The 13,678-nt window shown below is 51.1% G+C and carries 11 protein-coding genes; 5 read left to right on the forward strand and 6 right to left on the reverse strand.

The annotated features are described in order from the left end of the window. The first annotated feature begins 34 nt into the window (after window positions 1-34). Window positions 35-1,810, forward strand: a complete 1,776-nt coding sequence (locus ACN0YH_RS13820; protein WP_417380154.1) for a hypothetical protein — start codon at window positions 35-37, stop codon at window positions 1,808-1,810. 99 nt (window positions 1,811-1,909) lie between these two features. Here the strand turns inward: ACN0YH_RS13820 and ACN0YH_RS13825 are convergent, their stop codons facing one another. The 5 genes from ACN0YH_RS13825 to ACN0YH_RS13845 all read right to left on the reverse strand — a co-directional run bounded on the left by ACN0YH_RS13825 (window position 1,910) and on the right by ACN0YH_RS13845 (window position 7,978). Continuing rightward, window positions 1,910-2,602 (reverse strand): ABC transporter ATP-binding protein, encoded by a 693-nt coding sequence (locus tag ACN0YH_RS13825; RefSeq protein ID WP_417380155.1) that lies wholly within the window; start codon window positions 2,600-2,602, stop codon window positions 1,910-1,912. A 3-nt stretch (window positions 2,603-2,605) separates the two neighbouring features. Then, on the reverse strand, window positions 2,606-3,823 hold the full coding sequence (locus tag ACN0YH_RS13830; RefSeq protein ID WP_417380156.1) for an ABC transporter permease: 1,218 nt from the start codon (window positions 3,821-3,823) through the stop codon (window positions 2,606-2,608). A gap of 29 nt (window positions 3,824-3,852) precedes the next feature. Beyond that, on the reverse strand, window positions 3,853-4,644 hold the full coding sequence (locus tag ACN0YH_RS13835; RefSeq protein WP_417380157.1) for a hypothetical protein: 792 nt from the start codon (window positions 4,642-4,644) through the stop codon (window positions 3,853-3,855). Between the two features lie 192 nt (window positions 4,645-4,836). Beyond that, window positions 4,837-5,229, reverse strand: coding sequence for a hypothetical protein (locus ACN0YH_RS13840; protein WP_417380158.1), 393 nt, complete (start codon window positions 5,227-5,229; stop codon window positions 4,837-4,839). 481 nt (window positions 5,230-5,710) lie between these two features. Beyond that, the gene (locus ACN0YH_RS13845; RefSeq protein WP_417380159.1) at window positions 5,711-7,978 is read right to left on the reverse strand and encodes an RNA polymerase sigma factor; all 2,268 of its coding nucleotides are present in this window, start codon (window positions 7,976-7,978) and stop codon (window positions 5,711-5,713) included. 290 nt (window positions 7,979-8,268) lie between these two features. Between ACN0YH_RS13845 and ACN0YH_RS13850 the strand changes: the two genes are divergently transcribed. After that, a complete protein-coding gene (locus ACN0YH_RS13850) occupies window positions 8,269-9,045 on the forward strand; it encodes an SdiA-regulated domain-containing protein (RefSeq protein ID WP_417380160.1) in 777 nt (258 codons plus the stop codon). A 17-nt stretch (window positions 9,046-9,062) separates the two neighbouring features. Here ACN0YH_RS13850 and ACN0YH_RS13855 read toward each other — a convergent pair whose 3' ends face one another. Further along, window positions 9,063-10,178 (reverse strand): alpha/beta hydrolase family protein, encoded by a 1,116-nt coding sequence (locus ACN0YH_RS13855; protein WP_417380161.1) that lies wholly within the window; start codon window positions 10,176-10,178, stop codon window positions 9,063-9,065. A 362-nt stretch (window positions 10,179-10,540) separates the two neighbouring features. Between ACN0YH_RS13855 and ACN0YH_RS13860 the strand changes: the two genes are divergently transcribed. The 3 genes from ACN0YH_RS13860 to ACN0YH_RS13870 all read left to right on the forward strand — a co-directional run bounded on the left by ACN0YH_RS13860 (window position 10,541) and on the right by ACN0YH_RS13870 (window position 13,511). Continuing rightward, window positions 10,541-11,374 carry a hypothetical protein gene (locus tag ACN0YH_RS13860; RefSeq protein ID WP_417380162.1) on the forward strand — a complete coding sequence of 278 codons (834 nt, stop codon included), beginning with the start codon at window positions 10,541-10,543 and terminating at the stop codon, window positions 11,372-11,374. A gap of 740 nt (window positions 11,375-12,114) precedes the next feature. Next, on the forward strand, window positions 12,115-13,197 hold the full coding sequence (locus ACN0YH_RS13865; protein ID WP_417380163.1) for a DUF1559 domain-containing protein: 1,083 nt from the start codon (window positions 12,115-12,117) through the stop codon (window positions 13,195-13,197). Beyond that, window positions 13,197-13,511 (forward strand): hypothetical protein, encoded by a 315-nt coding sequence (locus ACN0YH_RS13870; RefSeq protein WP_417380164.1) that lies wholly within the window; start codon window positions 13,197-13,199, stop codon window positions 13,509-13,511. Before ACN0YH_RS13865 ends, ACN0YH_RS13870 begins: the two co-directional genes overlap by 1 nt. Window positions 13,512-13,678 lie beyond the last annotated feature (167 nt).

The following is a 13,678-nucleotide window of genomic DNA, read 5'->3' on the forward strand; positions in this document are numbered from 1 at the left end:
ATCCAAGAATGACTACGATCAAACAGCGAAGATTGTGCAAAAATCAGTGGACTCAACTCTGCAACAGAAGTTTGCATTTTATGTACCTGGTTCCGTACGCATTGATTTGAAACAGAAGACGCTCTCCCTCCGACTGACGTCGACGGAAGCCACCGATCTGGTTCGAAAGATTAATGAGAGTGGTTTTCAAATGGTGACCATAGCACCGTTGGAACAGACGCTCCGCGAGACACTGGTGTCGGAATCAGGTGAAGCTTCCCTGGTCAAGCAGGAACTGCATTGTGGCATTTACAAAATCAGTCCGGAATATCAGACGCAACTGGACCAGAATTATCAGATCGGTTCGGAAGCGTTACGACTGCTTCTGAATGAGCGATTTAAGAACTCGGTACCCGAATATGTTCCTGACTCCCTCAGGTTGAACATGAACTATCGGAGGGTCATCTTTCAGGTCATCACCTATCCCAGTTTCAACCTGTGTACCCAGATCAACAGCCTTTATGAACTTCCTGTCACAATCGGCGGGGCGCCTTACCGGACCATCGAATTAAGAACAGAACAGCAACTCAAACCGACCCAAGTCACCTACCAGATTACTTCCATTGATGAATTTGAAAACAATCGAATCAATGACATACACACCTACACTACCGCACGCGGTTCTCTGATATCGAACCTGATCAATTACCTGGAAACGAAAGTAACAGGGTATATAACTGGCAGCCTGGACATCAATCTGCAGAATAAGACTGTTACGTTTCAACTGGATCATGTTCCCGATCACCGACTCAGTGAGGGTTGCAATGAAGAGCTCTTCGTCAACTTGAAGATATCAGACACACCGATTTTGATTGAGCCACCCGGCCCGGTATTCAGGACTCCTAACAGGCCTATGAAACGGGTTACTCTGAAAATCGAGAATGCCGACGAATTACTCACAAGTCCCTTTTATCGAAACAAAGCGTTAGACTCTTTTACGCTTCAAAGTATCCATTCTGAACTCAACTTCAGACTCAGGGGTAGCCTACCCGGGTATTTCGAAAAAACGGTTCGAGCAAATTTTAAAACCATGGAACTCGCTTTTCTGCTTGATCGTGTCCCTCCTGTTGACCTGACAAAAATGGTGAATGGAATTCGCTCCCTGGGTGTTATCGTTGCTGACGAACTGGTTTCAGTTGAGGATGTCGAATATGATCCGGAATCCTTTGAAAAAACCATGTATTTCAGTTTTACCGACACTGGGCAACACCGGCCTGAGTTTGATGAAATCGACCAGACGCATTCAGCAAATACTAATCTGTGCGGTGTTGAAGGCTATATTCCTCATACGATCCACATGGATCATGAGCAGGGAACGTTAAACTTTAAGATACGGGTCGGCGGAGATGAAACCAAAGAAATCGAATATGTTACCAATGCATTAGCAGCGATTAAGCTTGAATGTAAGCACTTGAGTACAACGCTGCCTGAATCGAGTGGAAAAGGGAATCCGCTGCAGTCGGGGATGACTGCAAAACGGTCTACTGAACCTGCACTGGTAAAGGAAAAGGTCAAAGTGACAGTAAAATATGGTCTGTATGGCGACAAAGCCAAGGGGAAACCACAGGTCAGTGCCCGTGATGCACTCAACGGATTTTCCTGGATCGATCTTAAAACTCTACAATTCGATGCCGAGAAGAAAGAGTTTTCATTCAAGACCACGGGCCCTTACAATCGCGGAGCACTTGAGCGTTCTCTTAAACGGCAGAAATTCTATCAGTGCGTGATTTCACATGAGGCGCTCCCGAAAATAGAAGAGCCGAAAGAATAGCGTGCCTCGAAATTCAGTTCCGGGTGATCAATAAAAATCCCGAACCGGTTCAGAGATCTGTACCGGTTCGGGATTCTATTTTAAAAACTCAAAACTGGCTTATGCCGTCTTGAGTAACTGAGACTGCTGTGTATCGCTGATCGTTCCTTCTGTAAGCATCAGCGTTTTTCTGGCACAGTTAGCAGCGGACAGATCGTGTGTCACCATGATAATCGTACGCCCTTCTTCGTTGAACTGCGTCAGGAACTCCATCACCTGATCTTTGGTATCAGGATCAAGGTTGCCCGTCGGCTCGTCGGCCAGAATGATGGACGGATCATTGGCCAGCATGCGTGCCAGGGCGACACGCTGCTGCTGACCGACGCTCAATTCCGCCGGCTTGTGATGCAGGCGATCCTGCAGGCCGACTTTCGTGAGCAACGCTTCCGCTTTCTCCTGCTGCGCGCCGCGATGTTTCTTCGCCAGCAGCATCGGAATCTGCACATTTTCGATTGCCGTCAGATAGGGAATCAGATTGAACGTCTGAAAGACAAAACCGATTTTATTCTGCCGCACTTCTGCACGCAGATTGACGGGCAGGTCATAGATTGATTCCCCATCCAGCAGAATCCGTCCTTCCGAAGGAGCCGACATCGCTCCCAGCATCGAGAGCAGTGTCGTTTTTCCACTCCCACTGGGTCCGATGATGGCGATAAAATCACCACGGGCAATTTCCAGGCTGGTGGAATCAAGGGCTACCACTTCATCCTGTTTCTTGCGATAAACTTTGCGAACTGCTTCTAAAGTTAACATATTTCAGACCTCCTTGAAGCACATACAGGGATCGAGTTTGGCTGCCTGTCGTGCGGGGATATAGCTGGCTGCAATTGTCACCAGCACGGCAATCGCTGCCGAAATAAATGCCAGACTGGGAACAGGCAGAACGGCGACGTCAGCGAATGCAGGTCCCAGGAATACCGCCAGGACGCTGCCTGCAATGAACCCGGTGATTCCCCCTGCGAGCCCCAGCAGAGCCGCTTTGGCCAGGAAGAGTTGTGTGACGAAGCGGGGTGTGGCCCCCAATGCCATCAGCGTGCCTATTTCGCGACGGCGTTCCATCACATTCGCAAAGCTGGCACTGGCCATGCTCGCACCACCGACAGCGATCAGTATCGCCAGGAACAGGTACGACAGATTGGTCATCATGCGATTAATGGAAACCTGCGTCTCCACCACGTTGGCAATCGTAACCACTTTCGTACCGGGCAGCAGCGACTGTAGATCCCCGACCAGACCGTTGGCGACGTCTTCACAGCAGCCCATGACTTCGATGATGTTGACAACTTCACCTGACTTAGAAAGTCTTTGCACCGTATGCAGATGTGCGAAGACGCGACCATCGTCCACAGTTCCCGTTGATGGCAGTGTGGTTAACACCTGGAACTTTTCGCCCAGCAGTTCCAGGGAATCGCCAGCAGCGATTCCGTTACTGGCAGCATAGTCTGAGCCAAGAATCACTTCGTTCTCATTCAGATTCTGCAACGCCCGTCGTTCTGCCAGCGCTTCAGGGGCATCCTGATTTTCATCGATCACATTGATCTTCGCTTTACACCCTTCGTGCTTCTTAAAAATTATCCCCCCCTGCCAGGCCGCCATTTTCTGAATTTCTTCCTGAGGCAGGATGCCAGTGAGAATCACATTTTTCCCGTCGATTTCCGTCGGCACACACAGTTTGGGAGAAATGGCTTCTACCCCTGTCAGACCGGCGAGTGCCAGTTCCGCGACGTGCTCTTCAGGAATGGTTTCCGCGTGCATGTCGGCGGAATAGTAATCCTGGAGTGTGACCCCTTTGGGCAGAATGAGCACGTTGGCTCCCAGTTTATCGAGTTTTCCAGCGACTTCTTTCTCAGAGAAAATCGTCACATTGCGAATTGCCACTAATGCAGTGACACTCAGCATGATTGCCAGCAGACTGGCAATCAACGCGGTCGGACGTTCCCGCAGTTCTTTCCAGATAATTGATCTCATGGTCATGAGACAGCCTCCTTATCAAATGTGACGAATTATTTACAATGCTTACAGCCTTCAACGCCACAGCTTTTACCGGCCTTTTTCAGTTCGGCGATTAACTGCTGGCTTGTCACATTTCCGTTATACATGCCCACCATCACACCGGGAGGTGCCATGAAGACAACCTTTCTATTCTGTCCGTCCTGCGGTACTTCGAGTTCTTTCAGGAAGTCGGCTTCCGCGGCTTCTGCCTGTGAGACGTTGACCACTTCCACGACATTCTGATAGCAGGGAACGGCTTTGAAGTCCTGCACGCCTTGGGGCATTGCGGAACTGGAACCCGCGTTGACACACAGCAGTACCATCTTGCGACTCTGCAGCGTCTTCATGCAACGGCACTTGGCCGGAGAGACGAATGACTGCTGAATGTAGTCGGCGTTGATCTGTTTCACAAACGATCCTGTAATCGCGCCATTGGGAGCGACCGCCAGTGTTAACGGCATCGGTGCGCGGGAAACGCCGTACTCTTCGACGAGCCTGGCCTCCGCCGGATCGCTGGTATTAACGGCGACGAACGTGGTCGTATCATTTTTGCCTGAGAGATTCTGCTGCAAAGTGCTCCACATGGCCTTGGTGGCATCGTCCTGGTTTTTCCAGAACATGATGAACGTATATTTGTTCTCCTTCGCAGCCGCGGCTCGCGAGGTTTCAACTTTACTGAGTGATGCAACTTTTTGTACTTCCTGGGCAGAACTGGCCGACGACAATGCCATCACGAAAGCACATACCATACACAACTGCAGACGATTATTTTTGAACGAAATGAAATTCGAACGTGTGAACATGTTAAGAGTCCCCTGTTTTGTATTAATGATTTGTATTTATTTCAAATGGAAGTTCCGAAGTGGCGTCCTCAAAAGGAGACTGACTGACGCGGAACGTAACTGATGGTAAATGCTGTCTCACGCAATCTTCATACCAGTGGCGGGACAGCGGGCTGAATTCAGGCGGTGGACCAGCGGGCCCGGAAAGAACATCTATAGGCGCAATGGTACTGTTATGGTTGCTTGTAAAGTATCGATGGCGACGGTATTGAAAACGGTCATACGGCCCGGTAAATGATTCTCGACGATCAGCATGCCGGGGGTGGCTGTCATGCTGCGGAGATTCACGGCGGGTGTGGTTTGCGCAAATACGATTTCAGAAATATGGCAGGCACAGGGACAATTATGGTGCTCATCGTGTTCAAGCGGCTCATGGTGATCATGCAGATGACAGGCATGGGAGCAGCACGCAGGACGGCTCGCAACGCAGGTTTCCTGTGCCGGTTCCGCCTGTCCCAGTTCGCCGATCGCAGCCACTCCATGTGCCCAGCAGACGGGGCACGGTTGCAGTAACAGGGCGATCAAAAACAGACGAAGCAGTTTCATCGGGTAATTTCACTTAAATCGTAACGACAGAGACTGACTGTATGTATTCGTTCTGTTCCGAGGAGCACGCACGGAAAACTGTGATCAAAGTGACCACAAAGCGAATCTCAATGAATACCCTGTTTATCGTCAGCAGCACTTCAACAGCTTTACTGCAACTCAAGATTTGAGGTGGTCATTTGCTGTTCGTCTGGGAACGATTCGTACGCACTTTCATCGACACGCAACCAATTAAACACCCCATACTACCCAAATTTGAAAATAGAGGAGGAGCCGTAAAGTTTCAGAGGTTACATATACATCGATTCGGGGGGATGACTTCTACACATCACTGAGCAGCGGAACTGTGAACCCTGCACAGAGACCCCATGTGCTCAAGACCTTATGGTGTGTTTTATATTGAAGCATTCCAGGAATTCAGCCCCCTCCGATCATTTCATTTAGAAACTGCCGTGCTTTGAGGAAATGGGCAGCGTTCTGCTCAGCGAGATTGCTGAATCTGTTTCAGCAGCGTGGGAACAGGTATCTGATCGGTGGCACTGGGAGCCCGCAGTCCTTTGCGTCCGTAGACGAAGATCACTAAACGCCCCTTGCAGAGGCCTCTGTTTTTCCATGCACTGTTGAGTCGTCGCGATTCTTCCGCGTTGCTGCAGCAGAATGCATAAACAACGCAGAAGCTATCGACGTCTCCCAAAGTGAATGGATTCATATAGATTCGCATGAGAGTCGCGTCGACAAATTTCAGTTCTGGAACATCAGTTAATCCAAGCTGAATCACAGTTTTCGCAGGCGATCTTTCATTCGGCGTGGGCATCGGGAAGCCGTTGTCATACCGCATGAGGTACCAGCCGTCAGGAATTCGTTCCTCGGGCAGCGTGATGATGGCTGACTCGGCTGCGTATTTCCGGATGCGCGCCCGTTGCGAAGGACTCGGATTGAACACCGGCTTCTGATGGGGAAGGATTTCCGGTATGTCGACTGCTGTCTGGGCTTTCTGTCTGGTTTCCGTTGCCCAGATTGCGTTTGCCGTCAGACCTGCCCCCAGTGCGACTGCCAGACTACTGACCGCCAGGAGCGGCAGCCAGGCGAGTCGTGGTAATACGAGCCGTACCTTGACGACTCGTCGCAGCAACAGGAGACTGAAGATGAATCCCATGCCGGCTGTCATCACTAGTTGCGAGGGCAGGCCTTTCGGCGGCACTGGTGGTTTGAAGGCAGCCGGCACCTCGACTCTGACACGCGTGCCGTCCTGCGTGTAACGATAAACAACCGGCTCATTCTTGACCGGTCGCTCGGGCAAAATCACTGACTGCAGCATGGCCAATGACAAAAATGCGAACACCCCCGATACCAGACCGCCAATCAAGATGACGTGATAGCGCCGTGCGACCGGCTTGATGTCGACACTATCCTCGCTGGAAACAACGTTACTGAATGAAACATCACGATTGTTCCGTTTTCGCCAGCGTTCAATGAGATCCCAGACAACCAGACCGGAGCTGGCGACGAACCAGAACCAGAACAGAACTGCTTCCTTCGAGAAACTGAAGGGTTCTTCGCGCGGCCCACTCGACAGCCAGCTTACGGCAATGACGATGAAAAAAGAGGCCCCGAGCAGAATCTCCCATAAGGCCCACGGAGGCCGCTGTTCGGTCAACTGATCCGTGGCAGTCAGCGGTTGGTTGCGCAGCGTCCAGATGTGCCAGGCAAGCCGCACCGCAAGCGTCAGAAACAATATGGCCATCAATCCAAATGCCACTACAAAACCAGGTTCTGTCGAGATTTTTGCGGGATCTTTTAAAGCCGCAAGACCGAACGTAATCCCGACATAAGACAACACAAACAATTGCTGTTTCCAGTCGGTTGGAGGAATCGTCCAGGTCCAGCGTCGGAAGGGATAGGTTGGATGAGCGGCATAATCGCGGCCGAAGGCCTGCGCTCGAAAGAGTTCACGGAACCAGGCCGGCGGTCGCATTAACAGCACAACCCCGATGACCACGAACAGCAGCAGAACCCAGCCTTTCAGGAATAGAAACAACAATATGTTACCGGCAATCGCCCCGAGCGTTACGACAAACGGAAGCAGGCCCCCCGGCGCGGACTTGGCGACAGTCACGCCCACCCCACCAATGCCGATCTTCGCCAGGGATGCGGTGAGTGAATTCGACGCGGCCTGTGCCGAATTTTCTCCGAAGAACGATGTCACAGCCGCGATGGTCGTCATCAAACCGAAGCTTTGGAGTCGATTTCGGAGTTGTTCCACACCACGTTGCAGCCGGCGCGACATTGTCGCCTGATTCACCCCCAGTTGATCTGCCACCTGCTGCTGAGACTTACCTTGCAGGTAGTGCAGGACAAGGGGCAACCGCAGATCATCGCTGAGCCCATTGAGGGCCCGGTCGATGAGCGGCTGCAGTTCGCTCCACTCGGATGATTCAGTGATGACGGCCGGGGAATTTGCCACGGCCTGTTCCCGACTTGTTCTCCGCCTGCGGGACCGAACAATGTTCAATGATCGGCTTGTCGCCAGTGCGTGTAGCCACCCGGCAATATTTTCTCGCACCGTGTACGCTTTGCGGGAAAGTTCCAGGAAACACTCCTGACACAGATCTTCCGCCGTGTGCTTGTCACCCGTGACGCGCAGACCGATGCTGTATACCATTCCCGCATACCGGTCTATCAGTTCCCGGAATGCGGCTGGATCGCCTTCTTGGTAGTACCGATGCAGTAGCACTTCGTCCGTACTCATTCCCCGACTCCTCAGTTAGAGCTGCTTTACTTGATCCTTCTCAATATATGACACCACCGACCGCGAGAATATGCAGCCAGACCGTTCTCATGTGGAAATAATTCGAATGCCATTTAATTTCAGGGTAAAGGACACTCACAAAATGTATCATGTCAGGGTACAAAGTTTTGAGTATTGAACAGCATTCATCGGTTCTTCTCAGACTGATGTGTTCAGGATGATTATTTCTGCGTTTTATATATCATGTGACTTACACGGAATTCTCAACTCAACAAGAAGTATCAGTGAAAATGTCACCCATGCTGAAACTGGAATTTGAATCTCGCTATTCGATAAAGGATAAGAAAGCCGGGCTGTTGGAGCCCTCGGGGCTGGCGCTGGCGCCCGATGGTTCTCTCTGGACGGTCTGTGATGAGAACCGCCGACTATTTCAGATTGATAAAAAGGGGCAGGTTCAGAAAACTCTGAAGATTAAAAATGAAGGACTGGAAGGCATCACTTTTGATGCGGCGGGCCGGATCTGCGTGGTCGATGAGGACGTCAGCCAGATTATTGTTTACAAACCAAAAAAAGGGAAGAAATTTTTAAAGCGGCGGCTGAAAGACTTGGAAGGCTTCACTTCCATCGCCACACACTTCGAAGACATTGACGGTAATGGGCTGGAAGGTATTACCTTCGATTCAATGCATAACGAACTGTTACTGCTTAAGGAAGCAGATCCGGGACTGCTGATCGCCGTCTCTGCCGACCTGGAACGGATTACCTCAGTGGAAGTTCTCGACGAACAATCGGGGTTTACTGCCGAGGGAAAAAAGATTGATTTTTCCGGCATGTGCTTTGATGCGACGCGTGAACTGCTCTGGATTTTAAGTGAGGACGCACGTTGCGTATTCATTTTTGATCGGCGGCAGACTCAGGTCATGCAGCGACTTGAACTGAAGAAAAAAGCATGCGGCCGTTCGATCCGTTTTGCAGAAGGCATCGCCGTGGACAGGGACTCAGAGCGTCTGTATGTGGTCAGTGATGACGATGCGAAGCTCACAGTATTTCGCATCGTGGAATGCTAAACGCTCCGGAAACCTGATCACAGATGTTTTTCCACAAACGCCCAGGCTGCTGCATCGTTGAACTCGTGTCCCCCTTCAAAAACGACGTGTTCGAAGCGGTCACCCAGGTTGAGCCGTTCATAAAATGATGCAGCGCGGGGCGCGATCTGCTTTCCTGTTTCGCGATGGGATGCGTTATCGCGTGAGCCCGCCTGGATCTGATGCGCCCGCGGACAGATGAGTGCGACCAGGTCAGCGTCGTTAAACAGCGTCATACGATTCATGAATCGAAAGTCGCTGGGAACTGAAAGTTCCTCTTTCGCATAGCGACCTTCCTGTACGCCGAAGTAACAACTGGAAACAGAGACTTTAATCCGCGGGTCGACGGCGGGAGTCACTTGTGCGTAGTAGCCACCATAGGAAAGTCCGACCATGCCGATCCGGCTGGCATCGACATCGGGACGCTTAATCAATTCATCAATGGCATAAGTGATCTTGGCGATTTCCACGGCGGTAATGCTGGTGCCGATGAGTCGCATGCGGTCATCCATCTGTCGGCGAATGTCTTTGGGATAGCCGTCTGCTTTAAACAGATGCTGGGGCGCATAGACGATAAAACCCCGTTTGACTGCGCCGCGAACCATGTCGCGATAATTGGCTCCGCCGTTGAACAATGCGACTTCAGGTGAGCCGCCGCCCCCATGCATGGAAATGATGAGCGGCGTTTTTCCTTTCGCGGATTTGGGAACAATGAAGATTCCTTCGGAATGCACGTGCGGCAGAATCGGAAACATCGCCCGATAGTACACGCCGATGCTGTCTTCACCGATCTGTTTATAAGTGGCAGGCTGATCGGGCCGTTTCCCGGGGGGCGGATAACCAATGCTTTCACAAAACGCGGCCCGCAAAGGTTCCGCGGATTTCTCGAAGGCAGCAGAAGAAGAATAATCGGGCTGGAACAATTGTTCGAAACGCCGGCGATCCGCGGCAATGGTTTTGATATATTCATCGAGTTCCCCGGCCTGTTCCGTCCGCAACGGATTCGAATCGGCCACACGCTGATTGAAGTATTCCGGTTTCGCAGGTTCAGATTGTGCACACCCCAGTGCAGGAATCAAAATCCAGATCAACGCGAGTAACTGAGCCGCCTTCATACCTTTGTCCTTTCGATGCTGTTCCCGGTTGCAAAAACTCAAGGCTTTATTCTAACCAGAGTCGCAACCAGTCGTCTATCTGTTGCACCTGGATCGAATTGGTGTGCCTGTATAAGTATAGGTATTGAAAATATGATCATGGACTCGGGGTGACATCAATTATTAGATTTAACAAATAGGATACCATTAAATTTAAGCAGGTGATTGTTTACCTGTTCGGCAAAGAACTCTGATCGTTTCCTGTTAGCTGACGACGCCCCTGAAATGGGCTCATGACGTCCTGGTTGTAACTCATCTTGACCGTATTGAGGGGCAGTGATACCTTTGGTCATTCGATCAGTTCACATATGGGAGTTCTCATTATGCAGCGATTTGAAAAAGTTATGGCACGTCGATTTTTCATGATGCTCATCACTGCCGTTGCCGGTCTGTTTACGGTATTGACTCCCGGATTCCTGACCGCAGAACAGCCGGTGAGTGCTGTCAAACCCTTTCAGATTCGAACGTTAACCATTCGCGTGATTGATGCAGACCGACGACCGATTACCGGGGTCCGAATCTATCAGAACCATATCTTTATCGCGGAAACGGCGAAGAAACATTTACTCGAGAACAGCCAGCACACCACGGATGCACGGGGAATTGCCGTTCTGGAACTGAAGGGCAAGAACGACGATCTGCGGCTGTGGGTCAGTAAAGACAAATACAGTCCGCTGCATGCCTGGTGGGCGCGAGACTATCAGACCGATGGTGGTCAGGTTCCGGATGAATTCACGTTTCAACTGGAACGGGGAACGTCAATTGGTGGCACGATCAACGACGAACAGGGACAACCAATTGCCGGCGTCCGGGTTGCCGTTGAAAACCTCACATCAATTACCCCACTGGGGATGTTCGATAACACTCCACTTAAACCAGGAATTCGCCCTGAGCCGCGCCACTGGCTGGCTGAAGAGGACGATGTGGTGACTGATGCAGACGGTCGCTGGCAACTCAATAATGTTCCAGCCGATGACCAGCTAAATTTTCATCCCCGTGTGCGCGCCGCCATACCTTCCGCGCCTGAACTGGGGTTAAAAGTGAGTCACCCCGATTTCCAGGGTGATATCAGACTGGGACAGTTGCAGCGTCAGCAGGGGATCACCCTGGAATCGTTGAGAAATCAGACTGCAACGATTGTTTTACAACGACGCTGATTGCCCGTCGCGAAACCGGTTGGTATTCCTCTCTCACGACCGGTGCCCTTCCATAAAATAAGCTGGTGGAGGTTGCGCTCTGTGATTAAGAATGACAGAGGCGGAAGTGCTTCTGTTTTAACAGCCTGTATGCTGTGGAACTGTCTTCTCTTTTCTGCTTTTGTTTTGGTAAGTGGGAGTTTAATCATGATGTCTGCTTTGAGTGGAAAACTGGCGGTGAACAACGGGAACTGGTTGTGGCGATATTTGTCGATACAGAAACGAGATAAGCATGAATCTGGTCGATGTCGAGGCGGGAGCGGAGTGAAGTGCGTCGACCCGCAGGTAAATCGACTGTTAATCAGGAACCAGTGAAAACAGGAAGCTATCATTTTTGCAATTTTCAAGGGGGTTTTATGGTGCTGGAACAAACAGGTTCAGAAACATGCAGTTGAATAAAAACTGGACACGCGCGCGACGCAGATTATAAGAGGGTCGCGATTGGCGCGTGCGGGTCAAGTCGAATTTGTTTCGTGAGGGGGAATCTGAGCAGGAGTGCCCTGTTTTCAGGTTTCAACGCGAACGCCTGACGATCCGGTTAGATCCCGGGATATTTTTTTCCAGTTTTCGATTGACAGAAATGTAGCACTGGCTACAATAACACGCAAATGTAGCACATGCTACATTTTTCACAAACCATTTTGTAGCGCTGGCTACTTTTTGAACACGCCGTTTTTACACTCCTGTTAAGGTTGATCGAGATGAGATTACCGCCCTCCCGAATGTCCCGCCCCGGCTTTACGCTGATTGAACTCCTCGTCGTCATTGCCATCATTGCAACGCTGATTGCCTTGCTGTTACCCGCGGTACAACAGGCACGCGAAGCAGCGCGACGCAGTCAATGTAAAAACAATCTGAAGCAGTTGGGTATTGCGCTGCATAATTATCACGATACGCATTCCTGTTTTCCCGCCGGCTATTATTCGTACGGAACCAGTACCGGATCAGGACCTGCCTGGGCAGCCATTGACCCGGATACCTGGGATGCAGCTCCGGGTTGGACCTGGGGAACGATGATTCTCCCCTTCATGGATCAGGCAGTACTCTATAACGCGCTGGATCTGAATCGTCCCTGTTGGGATCTGTCGAACGCCAGTGCCGCCCAGACGAAGCTGCCTGTCTTTCTCTGTCCCACTTCGTCAGGAGGAGATGAACCGTTTCTCGTGCAGGATGCCAGTGGCAGCCCGCTCGTGAAAGGGGGCTCGCAGTTGCGGTTTGGTCGTTCGCATTACGTGGCCAGTCATGGTCAGGAATCGTGCTGGGGGGAATGCGGTTCGAGTACGACGGGCGTTGTTTTCACGAACATCTACACCAAGACTACCAAAACGGTGACTATTAACGGCGATGCTTCCAAAGTGGCAGACGGACCCTTCTTTCGTAACTCGCGAACGCGGATGAGAGACGTGACGGACGGAACGTCCAATACCATTTTCCTGGGCGAGCATTCGTCGAAACTGAGTGATAAAACCTGGGTGGGCGTGGTGCCCGGTGCGTTTACACACCCCCGGTTCACTTCACCTGAAAATGGTCCAGACGCAGCGGCGACACTGGCGTTAATTCATGCAGGTCCTTCCGGCGGCGAACTGGACATCACCGGTTTTCCGATCGTCCACCCTGTCAATTTCCCTACCTACCACGTCGGCCAGATGTATTCGGAGCACACGGGAGGCGGACATGTCTGCATGGGGGACGGTTCAGTGCGGTTCGTTTCTGAAAATATCGATCTGCTGCTCTGGGCGGAACTCTCAAGTATCAATGAGGGTGAAGTGACGGGAGAATTTTAATGCGAAATCAAAATACCCTGTTTTTGACAAGCTTGCTTCTACTCACTCTGCTGCCATTGAGTGGCTGTGGCTATCCGGCTGTTTCGCCAAAGACGTATGAAATTTCCAAAGCGCTGTACTCGGTCTGTAATCAGAAGAGTACAGACCGTCTGAAATCCGTGCAGACGTTGATTGACAGTTCCCTCAAAGAAAAAGAGATCAATGAGAGGGAAGCAGGCTGGTTGAATGCGATTGTGGCATCAGCGAATGAGGGAAACTGGGAAACCGCGACGCAGGAAGCACGCCGCCTGATGGAAGATCAGACGGGTCGCTGAGGAGCAGGAATCAGAAAGGCTGACAGATGATAGATTCTGCCTTTCATTTTACAAAGATGACACTGTTTTTCTGGCGTTTTATCAGCACTGTCGGGCAAGCCGACAGTGGCACCCAGAGTGGCGGATTCAGTGGGGTAGAATCTATTATTGTAGAGTTTTCCGTGTGC

It is taken from the genome of Gimesia sp. (assembly GCF_048262075.1).
In the GTDB taxonomy this organism is placed as follows: domain Bacteria; phylum Planctomycetota; class Planctomycetia; order Planctomycetales; family Planctomycetaceae; genus Gimesia.

Coding starts and splice junctions, on each gene's coding strand:
- ACN0YH_RS13835 (WP_417380157.1), bottom strand. CDS start 4,644: ATGTTCACACGTTCGAATTTCATTTCGTTCAAAAATAATCGTCTGCAG.
- ACN0YH_RS13855 (WP_417380161.1), bottom strand. CDS start 10,178: ATGAAGGCGGCTCAGTTACTCGCGTTGATCTGGATTTTGATTCCTGCA.
- ACN0YH_RS13840 (WP_417380158.1), bottom strand. CDS start 5,229: ATGAAACTGCTTCGTCTGTTTTTGATCGCCCTGTTACTGCAACCGTGC.
- ACN0YH_RS13830 (WP_417380156.1), bottom strand. CDS start 3,823: ATGACCATGAGATCAATTATCTGGAAAGAACTGCGGGAACGTCCGACC.
- ACN0YH_RS13825 (WP_417380155.1), bottom strand. CDS start 2,602: ATGTTAACTTTAGAAGCAGTTCGCAAAGTTTATCGCAAGAAACAGGAT.
- ACN0YH_RS13845 (WP_417380159.1), bottom strand. CDS start 7,978: ATGAGTACGGACGAAGTGCTACTGCATCGGTACTACCAAGAAGGCGAT.
- ACN0YH_RS13865 (WP_417380163.1), top strand. CDS start 12,115: ATGAGATTACCGCCCTCCCGAATGTCCCGCCCCGGCTTTACGCTGATT.
- ACN0YH_RS13870 (WP_417380164.1), top strand. CDS start 13,197: ATGCGAAATCAAAATACCCTGTTTTTGACAAGCTTGCTTCTACTCACT.
- ACN0YH_RS13860 (WP_417380162.1), top strand. CDS start 10,541: ATGCAGCGATTTGAAAAAGTTATGGCACGTCGATTTTTCATGATGCTC.
- ACN0YH_RS13850 (WP_417380160.1), top strand. CDS start 8,269: ATGTCACCCATGCTGAAACTGGAATTTGAATCTCGCTATTCGATAAAG.